We start from the raw sequence: 24,691 nt of genomic DNA, 5'->3' as shown, positions 1-24,691 counted from the left end.
ATGATTAACCAAGTTAAAGTCAAGAAGGATCGCCTGCATGAGTTCGTTACGAGTGTATTCAAAGCGTGTGGTGTTGATGAAGAGAGCAGCCGAATGTCTGCGGATGTTCTGTGTTATGCCGATGAGAATGGCTTCGATACTCACGGGGTAACTAACCTGGAGAGAATCTATGTATCACGGCTGCTGGATGGCCGGGTGGATCCTTCGGCAGAGCAGAAGGTGGTTGCGGAATCACTGGCTACAGCCGTAATTGATGCCAACCATGGGCTTGGCTTGTCCGCTGGAGTCAGAGCCATGGAACTGGCTATTGAAAAGGCAAAGCAGACTGGAATCGGATGTGTTGTGGTACGCAATTCCTCCCACTTTGGAAGCGCTGGATATTATACCGGACAAGCCTTGGAAGCAGGGATGATTGGCATGGCAATGACCAATCTTGGAACACAGACTATTGCCAGACCGCTTAACGGGAAGGTGAACATGCTGGGCACCAACCCAATTGCAGTCAGCGCGCCTGCGGAGAAGCTGCCTCCTTTTGTCCTTGATATGAGTACAACAGTAGTGGCGACAGGTAAAATTCGGGCTGCCGAGCGCAGAGGCGAATCGATCCCGGAAGGCTGGCTTGTCGATGATAACGGCGAACCGGTAACTGATCCGGCTGCTTATGATCAAGGAACAGGACACCTGCAAATGCTCGGAGGTTCCCTGGCCACTGGGGGTGCTAAAGGCTACGGACTGGCCCTGGTCGTAGATATTCTCTGCGGAATCCTGTCTGGGGCTGATGTCGGACCTGATCCAGGACTTCTTGAGTCTGATCCGAACAGATCCGGTCAAGAAGACCAGAACATCGGGCACTTCTTCCTCGCCATCCAGGTCGATGCCTTCCGGCCAAAGCAAGACTTCACTTCACATATGGATCAGATGCTGCAGACCCTGCTGGACTGCCCTCCGGTGTCCCCAGATAGAAAGGTCGTATATCCAGGATACTTGGAAGCGTCCGGCCGGGAGGCTGCGGACGAAGTAGCAATTGATCAAAGTGTATTTGAACAGCTTGAACGTTTGGGAATTAAGCTGAATGTTGCTTCGCTGTCTTCTGGGGAAGAGGTTCACACAAGGTGATAAGCGCCAAATCGGGAGGGGTTAATTTATGAAGCTACGAGTAGGAATTATCGGAATGGGTGTCATTTCCAAATTTTATGTTCACGCCTTGCAGCATAAGCTGAGCAACCCCATACTTACTGCCGTATGTGATTTAAGTGAAGAGCGTCTGGAGCTGTTCAAGCAAGACGGGATCCCTTGCTACCAGGATTACAAAGAGATGCTGAGACGGGATGATATTGATGCAGTCATCATTAACGTGCCCAACGACAAGCATTATGAAATATGCCGCGATGCCCTGCTTATGGGCAAGCATGTCTGCTGCGAGAAGCCGATGACCATGAACATGGAAGAGGCGGATGACTTAGTCCGTGTATCTGCCGAGTCCGGTCGCACGATGTTCACGGCTTTTCACAGAAGGTACAATATCCACTTCGTGAATGCGCTAGAGCAGATTGAGCCAGACGATGAGATCGTGAAAGTTACTGCGAGTTATCTGGAGAAGATTGAAGAGCATGCCGGAGACGACAAATGGTATCTGCAGCCCGATCGCTGCGGGGGTGGATGTATCGCCGATAACGGCCCGAATGTATATGATACGCTGGCCTTTTTCCTGGGGCATCTTGAAGTAGTCTCCGCAGATATTTCCCGTAATGAGCATGGTGTTGATATCGAAGCTCGCGTGGAGCTCGTGACAGCTTCAGGTGTTCCGGTGTCTGTACACTTGGACTGGGCCTATCCGAATGGAGAGCAGAAGGATGTTATCATCTATCTGAAGAGCGGCCGCACTATTGAGGCAGATATGCTGGCAGGCTTCACCGAATTCAAGTCCTCCCTATATCACGAGTACGAGGAGATCCTGCTTGACTTCGCTGCCAAAGCAGCCGCGGGAGCCTGCCACGGGGAAGACGGCAGAGACGCGGTAAGACTGGTACACGATACCTATCAAGTGGAGACCATGAGAATATGAGTCTGCTGGTAAAAAGGGCTGTTCAAGGTGTATTCGCAGCCTTGCTCTTTCATAGACAAGAGGAGCGCGGCATGCGCCTGATCGAGTTCGAGACGCGCTGTGTGCAGCAGGGAGAAATACATGAGATTGTCACAACCACGCACTCGGACTGTGTAGCCGGGGATCTGATTAACCGGGTAGGCTTCCTCGGTTTCGCTGAGATGAAGTGTGGTGGGGTAATTGGCCGCGGAGATCCCGTGGTCATTCATAACCAGGTGATAGGGTACGTTCTCGGTTTCGATGATTGCCATTTCCCGAATCATTATAATATCCTGATCTCCACTACGGAGACTTGGACTGCCGAGGATCTGAAGCTTGAAGTCGAGAGCCCTATCATGTTTGGTTCTGGGATAGAAGAGGGCTGAACAAAATGGATTTATACACAGGAGGCCGGTAATGTACACTCAAATTAAAATGAGCCCTGAGGTAGCACAAAACCTGGATGGGGTTAAGGTATACGGACTGCAGCTGCAGCTTACTCCCAAGGAAGCCGGAGGCGAGGCAGACTATAAAGCGGAATGGGAGCAGATCCACACGGCTTGGCGGGGAAAAAGCAAATCAGAAGTTGCGGCGGTTCCAACCATGGCGGCTTATCAAAGCTTTTATCAGCAGATCGGCTTGAATCCGAAGAAGTATCCCCCTTCCGTACAAAATCTGATTCAGCGCTTCTTTATCAAGGACGAGCTGGAGCGGCTTCCACTGGTTCATCCTATTGTGGATGCGGTGAATGTGGCAGCTCTTCAGCACCTGATTCCGCTTGGCGTGTTTGATGCTGAATGTGTAAACGGAGATATCCATTTGACCTTTACCCAGGGTGGCGAGGAGTTTCAGGGACTGGGGGCAAGTGAGCCGGAGGCCCTGCCTGAAGGACTGCTTGTACTTGCAGATGAAGAGAAGACTCTCTCCAGATTCTGCTATCGAGACAGCGAGGTGCAGAAAGTGACTGATGCGACCCGGCAGGTCTGGCTGCTCGGCTGTCAAGTTCCTGGTGTGGATGAAGAAGTGGTGAAAGCAGCACTGTTAGCAGCAGTTGATTTTATTAGCAGGGCATACCTGTGTGAATTAAGAGAGATCCATGCAGGCTGAAAGGAGGGCTCTACATGAGCGCCAGTAACAAGCAGCCTTCCATAATGAGACGGTACGACCTGGCGATCTGGATTCGCATATTCGGCAATGCGCTGAATGCGATGACTACCTTCATTATCCGGCCATTCTTAGCCATCTATTTGTATGACAAGCTGGGTGGTTCCCTGGTGAGCGCCATGCTCGTCATTGGTCTTCAGCCCTTTGCAGGCATGTTGACCGGTATATTCGGAGGCGGTCTTAGTGACCGGTTCGGACGCAAGCCTGTGATGATTATTGCGCTCCTTATTCAAATTCTAGGGCTTGGAGCATATACTCTTGCAGATCATGTTTGGGCATTTGCAGTAATCACCGCGGTCATGGGAGTAGGTTCAGCCTTGTTTAACCCGGCTGCGAATGCCATGATCTCTGATGTGGTTGATCCCAAGCAGCAGACCGAGGTATTCGCGCTGCTGCACACCGCATCCAATGTCGGGGCAGCCTTTGGGCCTGTAATAGGGCTTCTTCTGTTCCAATGGGACAGCACATTAGTGTTCATAACCAACGCGGTGATTCTTCTGGGGTATCTGCTGTTAGTATTATGGAAAGTACCAGAGTCTGTTAACCGGGTGCCTGCTGCAGCGCAACCTGAGCCTGCAATAAGAACCTCGGGACGTTGGTACGATCATAAATTGCTCTATGGTATCACGCTGCTTGCGATGCCAATCGGCATGATTTATGCCTTGATTATTTCAATTTTTCCTTTTCATTTATCTGACCACTTTAAGCATTCAGCGGATATTCTAGCGTCTCTAATGACATTTAACGGAATCATGGTCATCGCACTCCAGCTCTGGGTAACCAAGAAAACTCAGCTCATGCTGGCTTATCGGGTCATCGGCCTCTCCTACGCCTTATATGCGGTGGTAGCATTCGGTTATGGCTGGTCACGCTATGTCGCGCTTCTGTTCGTGATTGAATTTATCTTTTCTATAGGTGAAATGCTGATTGGTCCGCAGCTGCAAAATGAAGTATCGGGAATAGCTCCGGAAGGCAAGAGAGGATTCTATTTTGCCATCTACGGACTTCATCTGCAGCTGCCGCTGGCGCTGGGTCCTGTTCTTGGAGGCTTAGTCTACACAGCTTGGAACGGGACTATGATGTTCATGCTCCTGGGAATCTTGTTTTTGGTTACCGGATCGGCTCAGGTTATCCTGCTCAGGTGGCTTACAAAGCAGAAGCAGGCTGTCATGAAGCAAGATTTAACTCACTTGAATCTTAGAAATGAGGAAAGTTTCTCAACTTAAACCCAAATAAAAGGGAGAAGTTAAAAGTCATAAAGCGTTACGTTAATTGAGGGGCGGGAACCAGGATGAGAAGCAGCTTCAAAGCATACATTGCGATGTCTTTTGCCATGTTCACGGTAGGCAGCTCTATCGTGGTGGGCAAATGGGTAACGCTGGTCTTTCCTGTATTTCTCGCTTCTCTATTAAGATTCGGACTGGCATCCGTTCTTTTGTTCTTGATTCTTCTGTTCAAGGAGGGCATACCCAGAGTTACGGGCAGAGAGGTTCTTCTTCTACTGTTGCAATCGTTAACCGGGATCTTCTTATTCAATATTTGCCTGCTGATTGGTCTTAAATGGGCTCCGGCAGTTGAAGGGGGGATTATAACCAGCACCACACCGCTTGTAATCTCCGTGCTTTCAGTAATCCTGTTTAAAGACAAAATCCCGGCGAGAGCCTGGTCTGGTGTACTTCTTGCTGTCATCGGAATAGCGATCATTCGACTGCTGGAAGCACCCGGTTCTTCCGCTGAACCAGAAGGATTTTCCTGGCAAGGCTATGCATTGCTGAGTGTAGCGGTTGTAAGCGAGGCACTTTTTACGCTCATTGGAAAAAGGCTATCAAGCACATTGTCTCCCCTGGCTATAACCACCTATGTAACGATTTTGGGATTTGTCTTGTTTCTCCCGGTTGGCCTCTATCAGGCAGCGATATATGATTTCAGCATTCCTGCAGCAAGGGATTGGCTTAGCCTTGTCTATTTGGCTGTTGTCGTAACTGTAATAGGTTTTGTGCTTTGGTATTACGGCGTTTCGGCAGTACCCACGAGTACTTCGGCATCCTTTACTGGGCTAATAGCTGTATCTTCGCTTGTACTGTCAAGCCTTCTGCTGCATGAACCGATGGGCTGGAATCATCTGCTGGGCATGGTGATCGTCATGGGTGCAATTATTTTATCTGCCCGTCCTGGAAGACAATCGACACTTGCTGATCGATCATCAGGTCTGTGAGAAATGGAAGACCAACTAATCAGATTAACGGAGGTATCTACATGAAGGAAGGCAAAGTGATCGTCGTGATTCACCGTTTCGGGGACTATGTTCTTGGCGGGTTTGTTAACTATGCCCGTGTCATTGATCACAGCTTGAATCGGGTAGTGTATCTGGTCAATGCCAGAGGACATCAGGATATTCGTGAATACAGGGAACAGGCGGCCGGTGTTCATGAACTGTCTGATATCGAAGATTACCCGTCGTTGGAAGCAGCAATGCAGACTACAGTGGAAGAGTATGGTCAAGTTGATCTGATTATTGCTATGTCTGAATTTGACCTGATTAACGCGGCTAAATTGCGGACGAGATTCAACATTCCGGGTACTTCCGAAGAGAAGATCTCCTTGTATCGAGATAAAATTGTCATGAAAGAGAGGCTCCAGAGGGATGGCCTGCGGATTCCTAAGTTTCTGGACTATCAGACGCCGGAGGAGGCCATATCTTTCGCTGAAGATACCGGCTATCCAATTATACTTAAGCCTAAGCTCGGTGCTGCAAGCAAGGGAGTGAGCAAAGCCCATAATCGGGCGGAGCTGGAAGAGATCCTTGCTGATATTGATAAGGCGAACGAAGCCGCGAGCTTCCAGTGTGAAGAGTTCGTAACGGGGCCAATCTTCCATATCGACGGATTAATTCAGCAGGGCGAGCTGCAATTTATAGCCATATCACAATATGTGAACGGGTGCTTTGCTTTTTCTCAAGGGATGCCCAATGGTTCGTTTATTGTGACGGACAGGCTGGACTTAAGGAACCGGATGACGAGCTTTACGGAAGAGGTTCTGCGGTCCCTTGAACTCCGTAATGGGTGCTTTCATCTGGAGGTCATCGACCGAAATGGGCAGGAAGCGGTATTTCTTGAGATCGGGGCACGGATGGGAGGCGCGGAGACCCCTTTCCTAACACTCGAATTATACGGGGTTAATTTGTGTGAAGAATGGATCCGTATCGAACTTGGGACCTTCGAGAAATTATCGGTTCCCGAGACGGGGGTTCATGGCGGCCTGCTGCAGTTCCCGGAGCCTCCTTGCGTTCCGGCAGAAGTGGTTCACGTAACCAGCATCAAAGGCTTGATCCCGGAGATATTCCATGAGCAAATTCCAAAGCCTGGAGAAATTATGGACGGACAAGGCTCGTATTACCATATCAGCGGGAGATACATGTTCCGGGGAAATAGCGAAGCGGAGGTTGAAGCTGCAATTCACAAAGCGATTGAGATATTCCATATTGAGGCCAAGCCATTAGAGCCTTCATCAGTATAATTCGCCTGCAAATTCTCACTCGCCTATGATCACATTCCTTAATGAAGGAGAGACTCTCATATGAAAAATATTTTGCTAGTCAGTGACCTGGGAGGATTTCCGCCAGCTCTGGAATCACTGGCTAAGATCGCCAACGTGTACGTTTATATTCCCCGGCCGAGCGCGGTGACAAGCAGATATATGTCTTCCATTAACCGTTATGCTGCTGGAATCATAAAAGAAAGCTCCGCGCATAGTTCCCGAGGATATGACCATCCCGAGTGGGTGACATTCACGGGGGCCGAAGCTTATACACTAACGGAAGATGAAATCGTGGACCAAATTATTCGCTATGCGCAAATATTCGAAGCGGAAGCCATTATATTCGGCGGGGCGGAGAACATGGTACTGTCCGTTGCGAAGGCGGCCGAAGCCCTTGGATTGCGCTCAGCAGGGGTGGAGGCCGCACGCCGGGCCCGGAATAAATATACTATGAGGGATAGATTTCGTAGTGCCGGGGTTCCATCGCCGGATTTCCGCGCAATATATTCTGAGGGAGATATGCTTGCAGCTGTCAGTGAGCTTGGCTATCCCTTGGTGCTCAAGCCGACATATCTGGCCTGCTCTATCGGGGTTACCCTCCTGGATGGAAGCCGCAGCCCCGTTGAAGTATTCCGGGAAGTTCAGCGGGACATTCAGGAGAACACGGGGGACTCACTCCTGTTCAATGAAGAATGCTTGTTCCTGGTAGAAAAGTACATGGAGGGCTGCAATGCGGATTGGTACGGAGATGAGCTCTATGCAGACTATGTCTCCGTAGAGGGAATGATGGTAAATGGAGTATATCATCCTGTAGCCATTACGGATAAGACGCCCATGCTTTCTTCATTTACAGAGACCTCACATCTTGTTCCGAGTGTTCTGGATAACGAAGCACAGAGCATCATAGTGGAGGCTTGCCGCAAAGCCAATGAAAGCCTGGGGCTTGAGAATTGCCCGACACATACAGAGGTCAAGCTGATGAAGAACAGGCAGGTAGGGATCATAGAAACAGCAGCACGCTTCGGAGGATGGAACATCATCCCGCAGATTAACGATGTGTACGGTCTTGATATGACCCGGATATGGGCTGAAGTCCTGCTCTATGGAAGTTCACCGGATCTGCCGGACCATTTGCTGCAAGCCTCGAGTAAGGCACGCTGTAATATGCGTATTTATTTGGAGGATAATCCCTTAGATCCCGCGCTCAAATACCACTATTCCGGTTATGAGAAGCTGAATCATCTTCTGGATGATGGCGTTCTTATCCGTACGGAGACAGAAATTCCGCGCGGAACTCTAGTTAGCAGTAACCCTCATCTGAATGCTATGAGCTTTGTATCCACTTTGGATTTGGAAGGTGCACATCCGCGGGCCTTGGCACAGTCGGTCTCTAATATCCGTAAGGGAGTCCAGCTGCGGGTCACTGAAATCGAAGGTCAGAAGGCCGAGGTCAAAGTCTAGAAAGTGAAAAATGGATCAGTATCCCGGATGCAAGGTAATGATACCGATGCATCCGGGTCTTTGTGCTCTCGTTAGTTCGAGGGCTCTTTCTTATTTTATTTCAATCTCGCCACAGATCCGCACTAAACTGTTAACATGTGGTACAATTTTCCTGTAAGTTAGAAGGTATCTACTTACTGAAATTCCTGGCAGTGGCAGAGGAGGTTACAGTTGTTGGGCGTGACTAAGTACATAAAGCTGTTAGGTTTGATACTAGGAGTAATAGGTCTGAATATAATCGTGCTATCTCCCGGATTCATAGGGCTTGAGATCGGTGGCAGCGCGTTGTCAACAGCACTAGGGGTAACTTTATTGGTCGGGAGTGCGCTCGGCCTGTTTTACGGGAGTTATACTTTACTATTCAGTCAGCCTGCTCCGCTTCCTGTACCACAAATCAAGACACACGATGATTATGTAGAAGCTATAAGTCATTTCCGCCGTGTCAGACCTCTACTGGCTGATATTAACCTAACCTTGGAGCAGATGGAACGAATCAGGAAGAAGAAAGCCATGATTTTCAACGTTCTGGCTCAGAGGTTTGATCAGGAGGAGCTAAGCTTCAAGAAGTTCGCTTCCGTAACTAATGAAGTCGAGAAGTTATTTTTCCTGAATATCAGAAGTATCCTGAACAGACTTCATGTGTTTGATGAGTCTGAGTTCGAGCGGGTAATGAGCCAGAAAGGGGCTAAGTTCTCGCCTGAGCTTCTTAAGGAGAAGATGCACGTCTATAATGACTTCCTCATATTCATGCAGGATTCTCTAGAGACGAACGAAGAGATTATCCTGAAGCTGGATAAGCTTCTACTTGAAATTTCACGGTTAGATAGTATTGATTCTGGGGACATCGAGAATATGCCGTGTATGCAGGAGATCGATTCATTAATTAAGCAGACCAAATATTATAAACAGTGAGAGGTGCAGTATGGCAAAAAAGAGCAGGTTCTTTATGATCTCAGCATTAATTCTAATCGTTGTCTTCGCGCTGGTCTATTTCGGTATTAAATTGACCTCGAATTTAGGAAAGACCACTACACAAGTGGCTTCCGAAGATGCATCCAAAGATCTAAGCAAGCTGTATTCAGGCCTTTCCATTGCAAACGCTGAGCCAGTGAAGGGTCAGATTGACCTCAATCCGGCTGATGTCGGCGAGTCACTTCCGGATATTTCAAAATACCCGGTAACGGTGGATAACTCCACGGACAACTTTGTTGAAATCTTCTCTTCAACCGAGAAGTCGGGAACTGGCGTTGATGGCTGGTTGAGCGAGGTTGCGGCTGAATTCAATAATGCCAACATCAGTGTTGATGGGAAGACAGCTTCCGTGAAGCTTCGGAACATTGCTTCCGGGACAGCCGCAGATTATATCAAGTCAGGTAAATATGTCCCGGATGCCTTTACACCTTCCAATGAGCTTTGGGGTGAGCTGGTGAAGTCAGGCGGTATTAAAACTCAGCTGGTCGCGAAGCGCCTTGTCGGGAACGTGCCTGGTATTGTAATAGCGAAGTCTAAATACGACAGCCTGGTGAATAAATATGGTTCCGTAAATGTCAAGGTTCTTACAGAAGCGATTGCGAGGAATGACTTCTCAATGGGCTATACAGATCCTTTTGCAAGTTCTACTGGTCTGAACTTCCTGCTAACTGCTCTGAATACTTTCGACAGCTCGAATATACTAGGCGATAAAGCGATTAAGGGTTTTGAGAAGTTCCAGGCCAATGTCCCATTTACAGCTTCTACAACTATTCAGATGCGAGAGGCAGCCAAATCGGGGATGCTGGACGGGTTCGTTCTGGAATATCAGACCTATGTCAATGCAGAAGACTTGAAGAATGGCTATGTGTTTACTCCATTTGGAGTAAGACATGACAGTCCGTTATATGCACTAGGCGATTTGTCCAAGACCAAGCAAGAGATTCTCAAGCGGTTTGCAGAATTTGTTGCAGAGGAAAAATATCAGAAAGATGCAAAGGAAAAGGGTTTTAACAATCTCGAGGATTATAAGTCGGAGCTTGGAACCGTCGATGGTAACCTTCTTTCTCAAGCACAAAAGCTTTGGAAGGAGAAGAAGAACGGAAATAAAACAATTGCCGCTGTATTTGTAACAGATGTATCAGGGAGTATGGCGGGAGAGCCTATGAACAGACTGAAGGAATCCTTGTTAAAGGGTCAGAAATATCTAGGCAAAGACAATAGAATCGGACTTGTCTCTTATTCGGACGGTGTAACCATTAATTTGCCTATTGGACAATATACTACGAATCAGCAATCCCTGTTCGTCGGTGCAGTGAACAGCCTTCAGGCAAGCGGGGGGACAGCGACTTTTGATGGAATCGTGGTAGCCCTTAAGATGCTGCAGGATGAGGTGACAGCACATCCGGATGTTAAGCCCATCATCTTCGTACTTAGCGATGGCGAGACGAATCAGGGCTATTCGCTGGATGACATTAAAAGTATAGTTGAAACTTACAAGGTTCCCATATATACGATTGGCTATAACGCGAATATCAAAGCGCTACAAAGTATTTCAAGCATTAACGAGGCCGCAAGCATAAATGCCGATACCGATGATGTTGTCTACAAGATCGGCAACTTGTTCAATGTTCAGATGTAGTAAGAATAGAGGGGGATGACCATGTCGTTTTCGTTGGAGATAGCAAGTCCGGAAGAAATCAAGGCAGCGATTGAAGAGGAAGTTAAACCTGTACCTGAAGAGGTTGCGAAGCTTAAAGAGCTTGCTGATTCCAATGTAGCCGCAATTATGGAGCTGGATTTGGATTCACTGGAGAAGCGCAGAGAAATTCTGCAATCCATTGATACATTCGGTGTAAATACTATGAAATTGTCATCAGATAAAAATACATTGCTGCAGGTATCAGTAGGGAAGCTGTCCAAGACGGGTGATGAAGGCGGCCAAGTGGCCAAAGGCCTTGCTGAACTTCATTTACAGCTTAAGGACCTTGATCCAAGCGTAATCGATTTTGCCAAGCAGGGGTTTCTGGGGATGTTCTTTAACCCGATACGAGCATACTTTTTGAAGTTCCAAAAAGCGGATATTGTCATTGCGGATATTGTTACTTCTCTAGATAAAGGGAAGGCTACGCTTAGAAATGATAACACGACTCTAGAGATTGAGCAGCAGACGCTGCGGGACCTAACCAAGAAGCTGCAAAAAGAGATTGAACTGGGCAGTCTGATGGATGAAGCCATTGGATCTCAAATAGAAGCGGCAAAAGTGCGGAATGAAGACCCCGACCGGGTCCGTTTCATCACTGAGGAAGTTCTGTTCCCTCTTCGTCAGCGGGTGATGGATTTGCAGCAGATGCTCGTAGTTAACCAACAGGGGATCATGGCTATTGAAGTGATTATTAGGAACAATAAAGAGCTCATCCGCGGGGTAGACCGAGCGAAGAATGTAACGATTTCGGCACTGAAGATTTCTGTAACGGTAGCCAGTGCACTTTATAATCAGAAGATTGTCCTGAAGAAGATCGAACTTCTTAACCAAACGACGAATGAGCTAATAGCGGGCACGTCCCGCATGCTGAAGAATCAGGGTGCAGAGATCCATAAGCAATCCCTAGAGACTAGTATTTCTGTAGATACATTGAAGCAAGCCTTCACAGATGTACTATCAGCACTGGATTCAATCAGTAACTATAAGCAGGAAGCTCTGCCCAAAATGCACGATACAATTAATCAGTTCCGTGAACTTGCTGATAGTGGAGAGGCTCAGATACAGCGGCTTGAGAAAGGCCATAAGCTAGGGCTGTAGATAGACCGGATAAATATCTATCCTCACATCTACTAATGGTTGGAGCAGTCCTTGGCTCTGAGACTGGGTGCAAATGTACATGTGGAAACGCTTGGAGAAATTCCAAGCGTTTTTTATGGCTTTAGCTGGTTGAGTGCGTGTAACAAAAAACCAGACCGTCTAAGGGTGGTCATGACATCCTATTCACATCTACTAATTCAAAACGCTCGCACACCAGCATCATTTCTTCCGAATATTCCAGCCCGATCCGACTTAACTCCCTAGTGAAGAATTGTTCATGTGCTTGTCTCCAATACGAATAAGTTCGATCTCCTTCACCTTCTGCAATAGCAAACTCCTCAGGAACTTCATTCATGGGCATGAGGGTCACATCAGTTGTCTTAATAATTGCTAACGGTTCATCCTTGCTGCTCAAGATAATGCTGTAGTCTTCAATAGAAGGCAGTGGTTCGTTCTCAATCTCATAGAAGACAAGTCCTGAGCAGGTGGCTGTTTTCACTCCGTTAATGACTAACTGGGCCAAATGGTCCGGACTTGCTCCGAATTGCCACGCACTTACTTTTGCTGGCTTGCACTGGTCTAGAGAATTCCAGTAGTCGTTCCAATATTGCTGTGATGCTTCGTTCATCTTCTTCTCTCCCCACAACGTTTATATTTCCAGTCAAAAGGTTAATTCAATAACTATATCATGAACTATATCATGCGTTTACCGCATTGTTGACAATTTATGTATTTCCTACTAATCTATGTACGTAAACTTCGTCCAGTATAATTTGATGAAAATTAAAATTCCGGAGGAGATTAACATGCCAAAGTTAACAGTAGGTACAGAGAATAACGCGCCGATTGAGCTGTATTATGAGGATCTGGGTGCAGGCAAGCCGATTGTACTGATTCATGGATGGCCCCTGAGCGGCCGTTCGTGGGAAAAGCAGGTACCTGCGTTGATTGAAGCCGGTTACCGGGTGATTACATACGACCGACGTGGGTTTGGACAATCCTCGCAGCCATGGAATGGCTATGATTATGATACTTTTGCGGCGGATTTGAATAAGCTCCTTGAACATTTGGACCTGCGTGAAGCTGCGCTTGTAGGCTTCTCCATGGGAGGCGGCGAGGTTGCAAGATATGTCGGTGCTTATGGAAGTGACCGGATAAGCAAGGCAGTATTCGCGGCTGCCGTGCCTCCGTACCTGTATAAATCAGATGACAATCCGGAAGGGGGACTGAACGATGCAACGATTCAGGACTTCCAGAACGGAGTACGTGGCGACCGTCTGGCCTTTCTCGACAACTTTACCAAGGGATTCTTCGCAGCTGGAGACAGAACGGATCTGGTAAGCGAGCCATTCCGGCAGTATAACCTTGATATTGCAGCGTCTGCTTCTCCAAAAGGAACACTTGATTGTATCGGAGCGTTCAGCTATACCGATTTCCGGGAAGATTTGGCGAAGTTCAATATTCCTACGCTCATAATTCATGGCGATGCAGATGCCATCGTTCCTATTGAAGTCAGCGGGGCGAGAAGCCATAAAGCGATCTCAGGAAGTAAGCTCGTTGTTATAGAAGGCGGACCGCATGGCCTCAATGCAACGCATGCGGATGAGTTCAACAGAGCACTGATTGAATTCCTCGGCAGTTAAGCATAAAGTTCCTATATATTAGTGTTCCAGCTATTAAGAGTGCCCTTCTCCGCCGGAGAGGGCACTTGTTGTATAAAGAACTTGAACAGTTTAAGGTGCAAAGTTAGCACACATGGCGAACTGTGGACGAATCGGTCAGGAGCTGAATAACAGCTCATTTCTCAGGTTCCATAGCTGTTCATATCCCGTGATCTGCAGATCCGCTAGAGATAAGTCCTGACTACCAGAACCGGGATTGTTATAGCCGATACAGCGCATTCCTGCACTTTTGGCTGCTTTTACCCCGTTGCGTGAATCTTCTATGACGAGACAGGCCGAAGGCTTGATGCCAAGCTGATCTGCCGCTTGAAGGAAGATATCCGGCTCGGGCTTCCCGTGAGCGACATCCTCTCCGGACACTCTGATGCTGAAATAACGTCCAAGGCCAGTCTTGTTCATAATCAAGTCGATCAGCACTTTGGGGGAAGAGGAGGCAACTGCTACTGGAATCTGATTCTCCGCCAGCCAATCCAACCAACGCTCTAACTGAGGCATAGGCCTCAGATCAGGATGATCTGTCATGATCTTGATTACATTACTATTATGGTGATTGAGAACTTCCTCCAATGTGAAATTCAGCTGATGCTTGTCCAGGACACGCTGCCACATCGTCTCCAAAGTCGTGCCCACATAGCCATGGTGCTCTTCATCATCCAGAAAGGCACCAAAATGAGCGAAGGAGGCACGTTCGATATCAAAATAGATAGGTTCACTATCGACGAGCACACCGTCCATATCGAAAATGACGGCCTCTATGTAATCCTGCTTCCAATCATGTTCAAAGGTTGGCTTCACTCTCATCTCTCCTTAACCAAGATTTAGATAGAATAAATTAGCGGGCTGTAACCTAACTTTAAACTTCTATTTAGATAAGTTCAACTTTTCTAGTCACCCTATATAGTTAACATTCACCGTAATCTTGGTAAGCTTCACAAGCCCCTGGCTCAGGACATACAGAGATTCTGTTACGCTTAGAAAAAAGGACAATCTCCCCCAACCTCTTTTTTGACTTCACAGCGACTACAACTGGAAATAAATATTTAAAATTCAATAATAAGGGTTGCGAAGATGAAACAAACCAGTTACAGTATGAAGTATACTTCGCATGAAGCGTGTTTCATATGAAATTCGCTTCATAATTGGTGGTGGAATTTATGATAAACCGTGTTAAAGAATATCGAAACATTCTTAACCTAACTCAAAAACAACTAGCGGAAGCAGTGTATGTATCTCAGAGAACAATTATTTCTCTAGAAAAGGGCCAATACAAGCCATCAATTATGTTAGCTTATCGTATGAGTTGTTTTTTTGATACTTCAGTTGAAGATTTATTCTGCTTAAAGCAAAATAAAGAATTGGAGGATGTTGAGTATGAAAATTTATAGCAAGAGGAAATTTATAATTGGCGGAATTTTATTATTGATCGCAATAATAGGAATAGCCTCGCTAATTATTAAAGGTTTCAACTTAAAGTTATTAATTTTGATACCAATTATTCTTATGATTTCAATTTTCGAACTCCGAAACAGTCTTTCAAGATCTTTTGTTTACAGGTCAAATATTGAGGAGCTAGATGAACGGAATCAGCTTGTTAGTGATAAGAGTAGCGCATTATCGTTCCGAATAGTTCAATATACCATCTTTTTGCTCAAAGTATTGTTTATTATACTATTTGCAATATTCAGGGAGCCGACCTTTGTCTGGATTGTTCTAACCCTGTCATTGTTAATAATAACAACTATTCTATCGGAGTTATGGAGTAATTTATATTTTGAGAAGCGGTTGTAATTTGAAGTATAGGCAAAATGAAATGCAAAGCACTGGCGCGATTCCTAGTTATCTTGGAAATCGGGCCATTTCTTTGTTTGTGAGTTATTGTTGGCGGAATAGAAACAAAAAATATGCATTGTGAGTAGATTGTAATGGTTTGAATAGCTGATCTCAGTAATACTTGATTGTCAAAGGCTACCATGCCGGTACGAATATATAGTAACTTTTTTGTATAATATAGTAAATTAAGTAGACTAATAGAAATTTTAATGCTATAATTTGGTTTTTATATACTATATTTGGAAAGAGGGATGGATTAGGTGAAAAAAGTCAGTCGAATATGGATTGCTTCTTTGTCTTCTGTTATTGCATTCGGATCAATTGGAATTGGTACTAGTGTTTTTGCAGATGCAATAAATAAAAAGGAATACAATACATCATCTTTCAGAACCGAAGTACCGTCTATAGTAGAAAAAGTTTCCCCCAATATCAATGAGTTAAAAGAATTAGGGGTAACAGTTAGTGAGATTAAAAAACTGTTGTTAACAAAATCATCCGGGGTTTATTTAATTGATGGTGTAGCCTATGACCGAAACGGCAAGCTTATAGAACAAAGTGATCCAAATACCATTACAACTCAAGGAAAATTTACCGCAGTTATCAAATTATTAAAAGCAGGTTGGGATAAACTCCCATCAGGGGTTCAAGATGCAATTGGGGGTACAGCTGGTTTTGCTGCACTGCTTAATACCATTGATCACTTTACTGGATCTGTTGAAGATGCTATCTATCAAGGCTGTCTTGCATTAGGTATGTCTGAGACTGTAGCTTGGTGGGTTACAAAAACTTTGACATGGGTATCTCTTTAACTTAAAGTAATTGACTATATATTCGATTGCTTATTTTGAAACAACACTTGTTCGTGCTCGTTAAGTTTCAGTTCTCTAACGACTTAGAACACCAAATATCTACTTCTCTGATTTTTTACTGAAAAACAGAGAATCTACTAATGAATGAATAAGTATAAGTGTTCTACCGAATAAAATGAAATCGGGAAATATATGATAATTATTTTTAAAAATGATTAATGACAAGGCTACTCAAGAAAGCGGGTAGCCTTGTTTGTAGATAACTTTAGGAATAACATATACCTACCTTTATTGGTAAAAGATAAGCGTGTAGTTCTTTTCAAATGCTGTTTGAAAGACATCGCATTAGCATACTACTATCTAAAATCAGTACACATGTATTTTGAAAAATGTAGATTCTGTTTTACTGAACTTTGTCCAGTTTAATCCTAAATATTACTAATTGAGGTGTTCCTCGAAGTTATTGCCAGCCAGTACGCACTGAGTAGACTTACTGACAACTATCACAGGACTGGGGAAAGGGAATTGCATGCTGCGTCCGTCTTGAAGATTTTCGAGATGTACATGAGTGTTCTACATATATATACGTTGTAGTTTGTAAGAAAAAGTGAGCTTTATGCTAGACACGTTTGCCCCTTGGTAGTACATTAGCTAGACCCGGAACATTTCCGGATGATGTGTGTTATCCTGGACAAGAGCACGAATGAAATTTAGGAGGGTATTAATATGGAAAAGAAAACAATAGCCGAGCATACGGAATTCCGCGATGATTCGTTCACCAAGAAAATCCTGTTCAAGCAAGGGGACAATGTCGTATTCATGCTTCATTTCTTGCCAGGCCAATCCCTGCCCGCCCATAAGCATCCAGGAGCGGATGTATATCTTATGGTGGTGGAGGGAAGCGGCGAAATGATAGTTGACGACAATGTGGTTCAGGTCTCCAAATCAGATGTCGTTCATGTGGATGGGGGAGAGATGTTCTCCTATTCCAATACGGGAAGCGAACCATCCAGTCTGTATGTAGTTCTGACTAAAATTCCCGATGAACGGTATGCTAAGGAAATATAAATAATAGCGGATGCGCACAGCAGCAACGACAGGCAAAGCTTGCACCTCTATGGTAAATACAGTAAAATAAGATAGGAATGTCTGTTCTGTATTCCAAAATAATTTAGAAGAGGTGCGGTATGATCGTAGGAATGCATCCTTATCTAGTAACGAATGGAAATGGACAAGAAGCTGTGAAATTTTATGAAGCTGCTTTGGATGCCCAAGTAGTAGCTGTACAGACTTTTGGGGATTTGCCTGAGAATCCAGAGCATCCTACCCCGCCGGGAGCCGAGAATCTCGTCTTGAACGCACATCTGAAGGTGGGCAATATGGATCTCATGCTGTCCGATAACTTCCCGGGATTACCTTATCAGCTTGGTTCACAAGTGACGATCGCTTTAATTCTTAACGATGCCAAGAAGACTGAAGAAGTCTTTGCGAAGCTTCAGGACGGTGGCAAGGTTGATATGGCGCTGCAGGAGACATTCTGGAGTCCGTTATACGGACAAGTTACCGACAAGTTCGGTGTACAGTGGCAGTTATCCACCTTAGGTTCTGATAACCAATAAGCTAAGATGCAATAAGCTGCCTAGGCAGCTTATTTTAATTTTCAATGTTGCTTTCCAGCCCATAATACTCATGATACTATAACAGCTGTTTAATAGCTTTAATCGCTGCAAAATGCATGCCTTCATGATACAGACAGAAACTTAGGCATTCCTTTACTGTAGATATCTTAAGACCCGACGAAGTAACCTTGGGTGGCCTGATTTCTTCGTCCAGACGGTTCCCCAGGGTCTGCTCAATCCGTTCAATTTGCTGAGACAGCAATAGCAATATCTCTTCCAAGTCTGGTACTTGCGTTCCCCAGTTGTCCGGCTTAGTTCCAGGAGCAAACATTTCAGTAAAATGCAGTGGCAGCTCCACTTTTTCATTTGTTATAACAGTAGAGAACTTTTCATGAACAAGAAGAATGTGCCCCAGGTTCCACAGAATATTGTTGTTGAGTCCACGCGGTACAGTACGCGCCTCATCCTCGCTCATCGCTTTTACCTGATTAATTGTAGCACCTCGTACAAATTTCAATTGATCGAACAAGTAATGGTCCATAATAATCCTCTCCTTTTAGAAAATTGTCTCTAAATACATCCATATTTTAACATAGTCAATCCATTAATATTTCGGGTAAGGCACCTTGCACGTGAAATTAAATTCTGCTATTATCACGGTGACTTATTTAACACGTTAATTAAGTTCGGACAAATCACTATAGGTGGTGGTAATTTGGGTGACTTGACTACCCATCCAAGAGAGATTCAGAAGGCGATTCTACGAGATCTACGTACAAAGCTTCTTCAGGTTGAAAGTGCAACCAAGGCCGAGCTCATATCAGAGTTGGGTGTCAGCTTCCCGACTATAAGCAAGTTTATTTCAAGAATGGAGCAGGACGGGGAGATCATTCTGGCCGGTATGGACGAATCAAGCGGGGGAAGAAGGGCGAAGCGGTATGCTTACAATCCTGAATATATGCTGGGCTTAGCCATCTATCTTGAGAAGAAGGAGACGCACTACACGGTCTTCAACTGCAAGGGTGAGAACAAGGAACAAGGAGTATCAGCAAGTGTTCTGACAGATGACTTGGATGATCTGGCAAGACAAATCGAAGAGATTATATCCAAATATCCGAAGATCCGGACGGTAGCTATCGGAGTCCCCGGTGTGGTGAATCATGGCCGCATTCTCTATATACCCGACTTTGAGCCGTTTCAGAACGTGGACCTTAAGCAGTATCTGGAGGAGAAGCTGCCGGTTGCAGTCGTTGTAGAGAATGATATGAATGCCGCAGTTCTAGGATATCGAGATACTAAGCGGATACTGGATCGGCCATCACTCATTTATCTGTACTTCGGTCAGAACGGACCGGGATCGGGAATTATGATTAATGGGGAGCTGGTGCGGGGGAGTACATCTTTCTCGGGGGAAGTATCCTTCATCCCTCTATATGACGAGCGGAACTTCCAGCAAGCTATGAATCCTAGTGGCGAACAGGACCAGACACAGCTTATCAGTCAAAGGATAGACGCGATCAGCCGTCTGGTGGCTGCGTTCACTGCAATTGTTAATCCTCATTCAATCATATTCTCTCAGGATGAGGTGAATCCGGTTATGCTTAGCCAGATTGCTGCCCGAAGCGCCATCTACATACCTGAGCAGACTCTTCCGGAATTGATATCCAGTGACTGGACACAGGATTATTTGCTTGGACTGCAGACACTGGGGATCGGGCTTATGGTATCGGAAGTAAATACTTAATTATAACAGTTAGAGGTGAGGCATTAATTGGCTACTTTTTTTCTAATTATTATCTATTTGGCCTTCATTAGCTTGGGGCTGCCAGATTCTCTTCTGGGCTCGGCATGGCCGGTCATGCGCTACAGTCTAGGAGCGCCGCTGGAGACGGCGGGTATGTTGTTCATGGTTATTGCAGGTGGAACCATTGTATCCAGTCTGATTAGCGGAGCTATGCTGCGGCGTTTTGGTACCGGAAAAGTGACCTTGGTCAGCTGCATAATGACAGCGGGTGCATTAGCGGGATTTGCCATCTCTCCCTCGCTGATCTGGCTTATCTTGTGCGGAATTCCGCTAGGATTAGGCGCCGGGGCTGTTGACGCTGGGTTGAACAACTACGTTGCGGCTCATTACAAAGCCCACCATATGAGCTGGCTGCATTGCTTCTGGGGTGTGGGGGCTACCCTGGGACCCGTTATCATGGCCCAATTCATCACGGGGCAGAATTTGTGGAGACAAGGATACCTCGCTGTTGCGGGTATACAAGGACTTTTGATTATCATCCTATTTGTATCACTTCCTTTATGGGACCGTGTGGCAAGCAGGAGCCAGGCCAATTCCTCTGAAGAAGGAGAGCGAACCGGTAATAATATCGAAGCTGACGAGTCACTCACCCCTTCTACGAAACCGATTCAGATCAGAGGAGTCAAGCTGGCCATGGTTACTTTTCTGCTGTACTGTGGTGTCGAAGCTACCATTGGTTTATGGGGAAGCAGCTTTCTGGTAGGCCTCAAGAAGCTGACTGCGGCTGAAGCTGCTAGCTGGGTCTCCATCTATTACGGAGGGATTACAGTTGGGCGTTTCATTACAGGTTTTATCACTTTCAAGGTCAGTAACCGGAATCTTATCCTAGGAGGACAGGTGACTGCACTGATCGGAGCGATTCTGCTTGTGCTGCCTTTGCCAGCGGCATTCTCATTAGCCGCGTTGATGATCATCGGATTAGGACTCGCTCCCATCTTCCCATGTATGCTGCATGAAACTCCTGTGCGTTTTGGGAACAAGCATGCTCAGACCATCATGGGCTATCAGATGGCATTGGCCTATACAGGCGGCACATTCATGCCACCGCTGCTGGGGATGCTAGCTTCCAGCTTGAGCATTAGCATATTCCCTTTCTATATCTTGATCTGCGCGGCAGCCATGCTTATATTCTCCGAGAAGTTGAACTTGAGCCTTGGCACAAGGCATGCGCGCCGGAAGGCAGCCTGATCAACAGCAACGTTCATCATATGAAAAATTCATAATAATATCCAAGAAAGAAGTCCCTTGAAAAAGGGGCTTGTTTCTCGCTGAGGAGAATTAGCAGCGAAAAATTGTTTTTACCTCAATATTTTGGAAGTAGTAATATGTTCATTTCTATGTTATAAATTTTCGATAAGGCTGATTTTTATGATGTTTGTCATACCTGACATCATCGGATAAGTTCTGAATTCTCAGGTGCCTGTTTAGCAAAGAATGATTATTGGGTAACATTCATAAGATGTGGTTGAACAACAAGAGGAGGACTTAAATGAAAACAATGCGGACGTTCTTAATTTTTATGTCTTTGCTCTTCCTGATTATAGCGGGCATTCCGGCCGGGACAGTGAATGCTGAGGCAGCTCAAGCCTCAGACAAAATTTATCAAATTGGTACAGATACCACGTTTGCGCCATTTGAATTCCAAGATGCGAATGGCAAGTTCGTAGGCATTGATATGGATCTATTGGCAGCCATAGCCAAGGATCAGAATTTCAAGTTCGAGATCAAATCCTTGGGCTTTAACGCGGCTGTCCAGGCGCTCGAGTCAAATCAGGTAGATGGCGTAATTGCTGGTATGAGCATTACGGAGGAGCGCAAACAGAAGTTTGACTTCTCGGACCCTTACTTCGACTCTGGCGTGATCATGGCCGTTCGGAAAGACAATGACGAGGTTAAGAACTATGAAGACCTCAAAGGGAAAAAGGTGGCCGTAAAGACGGGGACAGAGGGTTACACCTTCGCTGAGTCTGTCGCATCCAAGTATGGCTTCACTATCGTGCCTTTTGATGATTCGGCTCAAATGTACAATGATGTTAATACCGGGAATTCAATTGCGTGTTTTGATGACTATCCAGTTCTTGCCTACGGAGTGAAACAAAACAATGGACTCAAGACGGTCACGGATAAGGAGAAAGGTGCCTCTTATGGTTTTGCCGTAAGTAAGGGCGCGAATAAGGAGCTGCTAGATAAATTCAATGCGGGCCTCACGAACCTCCGTGCGAGCGGGGAGTACCAGAAGATACTTGATAAGTATCTTGGTGAGAATGCTCTCGTACCTGCGAACCAAAGCCGCTGGGGGCTGATTCAGAGCTCTTTGCCAGCGCTCTTTGTGGGACTTGGCAAGACACTCCTGTATACGCTTATCTCCCTATTCTTTGCATTCATATTGGGATTAATCTTTGGTTTCATGAAGGTTGGCCGGAATAAATTCCTTCGGGGTATTGCAACTGTATTTGTCGACCTGTTCCGCGGAATTCCGCTGATTGTACTCGCATTCTTCATCTATTTCGGGATTCCCCAAGCCTTAGGCTTCACGATGCCGATGTTCCTGGCAGCAATTCTGACGCTTAGCCTTAACGCGGGGGCATATGTGACGGAGATTATCCGAGGTGGTATCCAGTCCATTGACCGCGGTCAGATGGAGGCTGCCAGATCTCTGGGTCTGCCTTACCGGAAGGCGATGTTCAAAATCATTATTCCGCAGGCGGTCCGTATCATGATTCCCGCATTCATCAACCAGCTGGTAATCACGCTGAAAGATACCTCTATACTATCGGTAATCGGTCTAGTAGAGCTTACGCAATCAGGGAAGATTGTCATTGCCAGAACCTTTGCTTCGTTCGATATATGGCTCACGGTTGCCGTCATGTATCTAGTTGTCATCACCATACTGACCAAAATCTCGAGCCGTCTGGAAGGAAAGGTGCGCCATGGGTAAAATCAAGGTAGAAGGTCTTAAAAAAAGCTATGGAGCCAACCAGGTTCTAAAAGGAATTGATATGGAAGTGCAGGAGGGAGAGGTCGTCTGTGTCATCGGCCCATCGGGGTCAGGCAAGAGTACCTTCCTTAGATGCATTAACAGGCTGGAAGATATTACAGCCGGTACAGTCATTGTTGACAACCGGAACATTAACGATCCCAAGACGGACATCAACCAGGTTCGCGAGAATATCGGCATGGTATTCCAGCACTTCAACCTGTTCCCGCATTTCAGCGTGCTCCGGAACATCATGTTCGCTCCTACAGAGCTAGGTAAGCAGTCCAAGGAACAAGCTCGCTCCACGGCGTTGAAGCTGCTGGATCAGGTTGGCCTGTCCGACAAAGCCGATGCCTTTCCAAGCCAGCTGTCCGGTGGGCAGAAGCAGCGTGTAGCCATCGCCAGAGCGCTCGCGATGAATCCGGATATTATGCTGTTCGATGAGCCAACCTCGGCACTGGACCCTGAGATGGTCGGTGAGGTGCTTGGTGTCATGAACGACTTGGCCCGCCAAGGCATGACCATGATGATTGTCACGCATGAGATGGGCTTCGCCCGCGAGGTTGCCGACCGTGTCATCTTCATGGACGGGGGATATATTGTGGAGGAAGGTCCGCCCGAGCAAGTATTTGGTAATCCCAAGCACGAGCGTACGATCAGTTTTCTAGAGAAAGTACTGTAGGCTTAAGGATTTAGACTTAGTGAAAAATTACAAACCCTCACGGTAATTTGTGTTAAAAGTCATCAGCTTTTATGGATTGACTTAGACATTGGTGCCGGAGGGTTTTTGTATATGGTGAAATACTCCCATTTTCTGGTCTGGCGAAATAATAAGTTCTTCCTATTTGTTCCATCCTTTTTATTATTTAAACTGAAATTGCTATGATAGCCGAAGAAAAAAACGAGGAGTGATTAAATGTTGATACGGCCAACTGCAGCTTCATTCTGGAGAAAGATGATAGCCATCTTTATGACTTTGGTTGGTATAAGTGTGGTTTGGATTCATGAACCTTTGAATGCAGCACAAGCAGAAGCTCCCGGCAGCAGTTTCAACTTGGAGTTCTCTAAGAACGTCTATGAAGTGAAGCTGGGAGAAAAAATTAATGCCATACTTTACTCAAAAGGGAATAATGGTTATGAGGATGTAACTGTAGCTTCAAATCTAGTATCTGATAATCCACATATTGCAAAGATTGATAATTTTGGCACAATAGAGGGTATTAATCCAGGAACCATCTATATATATGGATATAACCCTGTAAGAATGAAGATGGCTAGAGCAGAGGTCCGGGTGGTAGGAGATCCCCCAGCTGACTTAGAACTAAATTTCGATTCAGATGAGTATAGTGTTGTTCCTGAGAGACCCTTGGAATTCAGAGTAACTGCTAAAGGAAAGGATGGCGTAGTCAGAGATGTAACTTCGGACGCAATATTAAGTACATATTCTTATCATATTGTCTTATTCTCTATCCATGACGGCATGTATGAGTTATATAGCAGTGTACCGGGCACAACTACAATTACGGCGATGTACCAAGGTAAAGTCGCGACTGCTCATGTGACGTCCTTTAAACACAATTACAAGTTTACTGTGGATTCGGAAGAATACAGCTTGATGCCAGGCGAACGGCTGGATATGAGATTTTCAATCATACAGCCGAACGGAAGTAATGAAATGGTTGATCCCCGGCAGGAGTTTGTACAGACCTATTCTGATAACTTTAATGTTGCCTGGGTGGACAGAAATACGGGTGAAATTGTTGCGGTTGGTCCTGGAGAGGCAACTATAACGGTCTCATACAAGGGTCGCGCAGCAACAGCCAAGGTTATCGTCTATCCAAGGATAAGAAGTTTAAGCTTAGATTGATGACCTTGGACATCCGAGGGTGAACGAATAATAATTGTATGCGTGAT

25 protein-coding genes are annotated in these 24,691 nt (G+C 45.9%); 22 read left to right on the top strand and 3 right to left on the bottom strand.

Annotated features, from left to right (window positions below):
- The 11 genes from LDO05_RS10080 (at nt 1) to LDO05_RS10030 (ending at nt 12,056) form a co-directional block, all read left to right on the top strand.
- A complete protein-coding gene (locus LDO05_RS10080) occupies nt 1-1,116 on the top strand; it encodes an Ldh family oxidoreductase (RefSeq protein WP_251375275.1) in 1,116 nt (371 codons plus the stop codon).
- 28 nt (nt 1,117-1,144) lie between these two features.
- Complete coding sequence (locus LDO05_RS10075) at nt 1,145-2,065, top strand: Gfo/Idh/MocA family protein (RefSeq protein ID WP_251375274.1); 921 nt, start codon at nt 1,145-1,147, stop codon at nt 2,063-2,065.
- Complete coding sequence (locus LDO05_RS10070; RefSeq protein WP_251375273.1) at nt 2,062-2,469, top strand: DUF6917 domain-containing protein; 408 nt, start codon at nt 2,062-2,064, stop codon at nt 2,467-2,469. The genes LDO05_RS10075 and LDO05_RS10070 overlap by 4 nt, the downstream gene beginning before the upstream one ends.
- A 31-nt stretch (nt 2,470-2,500) precedes the next feature.
- Nucleotides 2,501-3,190, top strand: coding sequence for a B3/B4 domain-containing protein (locus LDO05_RS10065; RefSeq protein ID WP_251375272.1), 690 nt, complete (start codon nt 2,501-2,503; stop codon nt 3,188-3,190).
- Between the two features lie 14 nt (nt 3,191-3,204).
- Complete coding sequence (locus tag LDO05_RS10060; protein WP_251375271.1) at nt 3,205-4,473, top strand: MDR family MFS transporter; 1,269 nt, start codon at nt 3,205-3,207, stop codon at nt 4,471-4,473.
- 65 nt (nt 4,474-4,538) lie between these two features.
- Complete coding sequence (locus tag LDO05_RS10055) at nt 4,539-5,462, top strand: DMT family transporter (RefSeq protein ID WP_251375270.1); 924 nt, start codon at nt 4,539-4,541, stop codon at nt 5,460-5,462.
- Between the two features lie 41 nt (nt 5,463-5,503).
- Nucleotides 5,504-6,763, top strand: coding sequence for an ATP-grasp domain-containing protein (locus LDO05_RS10050; RefSeq protein ID WP_251375269.1), 1,260 nt, complete (start codon nt 5,504-5,506; stop codon nt 6,761-6,763).
- A gap of 60 nt (nt 6,764-6,823) precedes the next feature.
- Nucleotides 6,824-8,245, top strand: coding sequence for an ATP-grasp domain-containing protein (locus tag LDO05_RS10045; RefSeq protein ID WP_251375268.1), 1,422 nt, complete (start codon nt 6,824-6,826; stop codon nt 8,243-8,245).
- 219 nt (nt 8,246-8,464) lie between these two features.
- Nucleotides 8,465-9,196, top strand: a complete 732-nt coding sequence (locus LDO05_RS10040) for a hypothetical protein (protein ID WP_346657645.1) — start codon at nt 8,465-8,467, stop codon at nt 9,194-9,196.
- Between the two features lie 10 nt (nt 9,197-9,206).
- On the top strand, nt 9,207-10,895 hold the full coding sequence (locus LDO05_RS10035) for a vWA domain-containing protein (RefSeq protein WP_251375266.1): 1,689 nt from the start codon (nt 9,207-9,209) through the stop codon (nt 10,893-10,895).
- Between the two features lie 21 nt (nt 10,896-10,916).
- Entirely contained in the window at nt 10,917-12,056 is a 1,140-nt protein-coding gene (locus tag LDO05_RS10030) for a toxic anion resistance protein (RefSeq protein WP_251375265.1), read from the top strand.
- A 169-nt stretch (nt 12,057-12,225) separates the two neighbouring features.
- Here the strand turns inward: LDO05_RS10030 and LDO05_RS10025 are convergent, their stop codons facing one another.
- A complete protein-coding gene (locus LDO05_RS10025; protein WP_251375264.1) occupies nt 12,226-12,684 on the bottom strand; it encodes an ASCH domain-containing protein in 459 nt (152 codons plus the stop codon).
- A gap of 178 nt (nt 12,685-12,862) precedes the next feature.
- On the opposite strand from LDO05_RS10025, the gene LDO05_RS10020 reads away from it, so the two are divergent.
- Nucleotides 12,863-13,699 carry an alpha/beta fold hydrolase gene (locus LDO05_RS10020; RefSeq protein ID WP_251375263.1) on the top strand — a complete coding sequence of 279 codons (837 nt, stop codon included), beginning with the start codon at nt 12,863-12,865 and terminating at the stop codon, nt 13,697-13,699.
- A gap of 135 nt (nt 13,700-13,834) precedes the next feature.
- Here the strand turns inward: LDO05_RS10020 and LDO05_RS10015 are convergent, their stop codons facing one another.
- A complete protein-coding gene (locus LDO05_RS10015) occupies nt 13,835-14,533 on the bottom strand; it encodes an HAD family hydrolase (protein WP_346657560.1) in 699 nt (232 codons plus the stop codon).
- Between the two features lie 359 nt (nt 14,534-14,892).
- Between LDO05_RS10015 and LDO05_RS10010 the strand changes: the two genes are divergently transcribed.
- The 5 genes from LDO05_RS10010 (at nt 14,893) to LDO05_RS09995 (ending at nt 17,996) form a co-directional block, all read left to right on the top strand.
- On the top strand, nt 14,893-15,123 hold the full coding sequence (locus tag LDO05_RS10010) for a helix-turn-helix transcriptional regulator (protein WP_251375262.1): 231 nt from the start codon (nt 14,893-14,895) through the stop codon (nt 15,121-15,123).
- Nucleotides 15,101-15,526 (top strand): DUF2178 domain-containing protein, encoded by a 426-nt coding sequence (locus tag LDO05_RS18990; protein ID WP_481856980.1) that lies wholly within the window; start codon nt 15,101-15,103, stop codon nt 15,524-15,526. The genes LDO05_RS10010 and LDO05_RS18990 overlap by 23 nt, the downstream gene beginning before the upstream one ends.
- Nucleotides 15,527-15,828: 302 nt before the next feature.
- Nucleotides 15,829-16,377, top strand: coding sequence for a hypothetical protein (locus tag LDO05_RS10005; RefSeq protein WP_251375261.1), 549 nt, complete (start codon nt 15,829-15,831; stop codon nt 16,375-16,377).
- Between the two features lie 726 nt (nt 16,378-17,103).
- Nucleotides 17,104-17,445, top strand: coding sequence for a cupin domain-containing protein (locus tag LDO05_RS10000; RefSeq protein WP_251375260.1), 342 nt, complete (start codon nt 17,104-17,106; stop codon nt 17,443-17,445).
- A gap of 119 nt (nt 17,446-17,564) precedes the next feature.
- A complete protein-coding gene (locus tag LDO05_RS09995; protein ID WP_251375259.1) occupies nt 17,565-17,996 on the top strand; it encodes a VOC family protein in 432 nt (143 codons plus the stop codon).
- Nucleotides 17,997-18,072: 76 nt separating this feature from the next.
- Here the strand turns inward: LDO05_RS09995 and LDO05_RS09990 are convergent, their stop codons facing one another.
- Nucleotides 18,073-18,537, bottom strand: a complete 465-nt coding sequence (locus tag LDO05_RS09990; RefSeq protein WP_251375258.1) for a DinB family protein — start codon at nt 18,535-18,537, stop codon at nt 18,073-18,075.
- 174 nt (nt 18,538-18,711) lie between these two features.
- On the opposite strand from LDO05_RS09990, the gene LDO05_RS09985 reads away from it, so the two are divergent.
- The 5 genes from LDO05_RS09985 (at nt 18,712) to LDO05_RS09965 (ending at nt 24,644) form a co-directional block, all read left to right on the top strand.
- On the top strand, nt 18,712-19,740 hold the full coding sequence (locus LDO05_RS09985) for an ROK family transcriptional regulator (RefSeq protein ID WP_251375257.1): 1,029 nt from the start codon (nt 18,712-18,714) through the stop codon (nt 19,738-19,740).
- A 27-nt stretch (nt 19,741-19,767) separates the two neighbouring features.
- Entirely contained in the window at nt 19,768-20,988 is a 1,221-nt protein-coding gene (locus LDO05_RS09980; RefSeq protein WP_251375256.1) for an MFS transporter, read from the top strand.
- Nucleotides 20,989-21,298: 310 nt separating this feature from the next.
- The gene (locus LDO05_RS09975) at nt 21,299-22,738 is read left to right on the top strand and encodes an amino acid ABC transporter substrate-binding protein/permease (RefSeq protein ID WP_481857056.1); all 1,440 of its coding nucleotides are present in this window, start codon (nt 21,299-21,301) and stop codon (nt 22,736-22,738) included.
- A complete protein-coding gene (locus tag LDO05_RS09970; protein ID WP_251375255.1) occupies nt 22,731-23,459 on the top strand; it encodes an amino acid ABC transporter ATP-binding protein in 729 nt (242 codons plus the stop codon). Before LDO05_RS09975 ends, LDO05_RS09970 begins: the two co-directional genes overlap by 8 nt.
- 234 nt (nt 23,460-23,693) lie before the next feature.
- Entirely contained in the window at nt 23,694-24,644 is a 951-nt protein-coding gene (locus LDO05_RS09965; protein WP_251375254.1) for a hypothetical protein, read from the top strand.
- Nucleotides 24,645-24,691: the final 47 nt, after the last annotated feature.

The organism is Paenibacillus sp. YPG26 (genome assembly GCF_023704175.1).
Classification (GTDB): domain Bacteria; phylum Bacillota; class Bacilli; order Paenibacillales; family Paenibacillaceae; genus Fontibacillus.
The sequence above is the reverse complement of the archived record's forward strand: the minus strand, read 5'-3'. Positions and strand labels throughout refer to the sequence as shown.

Excerpts from the sequence above, each read along its gene's own strand:
- LDO05_RS10080 (WP_251375275.1), top strand. The coding sequence starts at position 1 with ATGATTAACCAAGTTAAAGTCAAGAAGGATCGCCTGCATGAGTTCGTT.
- LDO05_RS10075 (WP_251375274.1), top strand. The coding sequence starts at position 1,145 with ATGAAGCTACGAGTAGGAATTATCGGAATGGGTGTCATTTCCAAATTT.
- LDO05_RS10070 (WP_251375273.1), top strand. The coding sequence starts at position 2,062 with ATGAGTCTGCTGGTAAAAAGGGCTGTTCAAGGTGTATTCGCAGCCTTG.
- LDO05_RS10065 (WP_251375272.1), top strand. The coding sequence starts at position 2,501 with ATGTACACTCAAATTAAAATGAGCCCTGAGGTAGCACAAAACCTGGAT.
- LDO05_RS10060 (WP_251375271.1), top strand. The coding sequence starts at position 3,205 with ATGAGCGCCAGTAACAAGCAGCCTTCCATAATGAGACGGTACGACCTG.
- LDO05_RS10055 (WP_251375270.1), top strand. The coding sequence starts at position 4,539 with ATGAGAAGCAGCTTCAAAGCATACATTGCGATGTCTTTTGCCATGTTC.
- LDO05_RS10050 (WP_251375269.1), top strand. The coding sequence starts at position 5,504 with ATGAAGGAAGGCAAAGTGATCGTCGTGATTCACCGTTTCGGGGACTAT.
- LDO05_RS10045 (WP_251375268.1), top strand. The coding sequence starts at position 6,824 with ATGAAAAATATTTTGCTAGTCAGTGACCTGGGAGGATTTCCGCCAGCT.
- LDO05_RS10035 (WP_251375266.1), top strand. The coding sequence starts at position 9,207 with ATGGCAAAAAAGAGCAGGTTCTTTATGATCTCAGCATTAATTCTAATC.
- LDO05_RS10030 (WP_251375265.1), top strand. The coding sequence starts at position 10,917 with ATGTCGTTTTCGTTGGAGATAGCAAGTCCGGAAGAAATCAAGGCAGCG.
- LDO05_RS10025 (WP_251375264.1), bottom strand. The coding sequence starts at position 12,684 with ATGAACGAAGCATCACAGCAATATTGGAACGACTACTGGAATTCTCTA.
- LDO05_RS10020 (WP_251375263.1), top strand. The coding sequence starts at position 12,863 with ATGCCAAAGTTAACAGTAGGTACAGAGAATAACGCGCCGATTGAGCTG.
- LDO05_RS10010 (WP_251375262.1), top strand. The coding sequence starts at position 14,893 with ATGATAAACCGTGTTAAAGAATATCGAAACATTCTTAACCTAACTCAA.
- LDO05_RS18990 (WP_481856980.1), top strand. The coding sequence starts at position 15,101 with ATGTTGAGTATGAAAATTTATAGCAAGAGGAAATTTATAATTGGCGGA.
- LDO05_RS10000 (WP_251375260.1), top strand. The coding sequence starts at position 17,104 with ATGGAAAAGAAAACAATAGCCGAGCATACGGAATTCCGCGATGATTCG.
- LDO05_RS09995 (WP_251375259.1), top strand. The coding sequence starts at position 17,565 with ATGATCGTAGGAATGCATCCTTATCTAGTAACGAATGGAAATGGACAA.
- LDO05_RS09990 (WP_251375258.1), bottom strand. The coding sequence starts at position 18,537 with ATGGACCATTACTTGTTCGATCAATTGAAATTTGTACGAGGTGCTACA.
- LDO05_RS09975 (WP_481857056.1), top strand. The coding sequence starts at position 21,299 with ATGCGGACGTTCTTAATTTTTATGTCTTTGCTCTTCCTGATTATAGCG.
- LDO05_RS09970 (WP_251375255.1), top strand. The coding sequence starts at position 22,731 with ATGGGTAAAATCAAGGTAGAAGGTCTTAAAAAAAGCTATGGAGCCAAC.
- LDO05_RS09965 (WP_251375254.1), top strand. The coding sequence starts at position 23,694 with ATGTTGATACGGCCAACTGCAGCTTCATTCTGGAGAAAGATGATAGCC.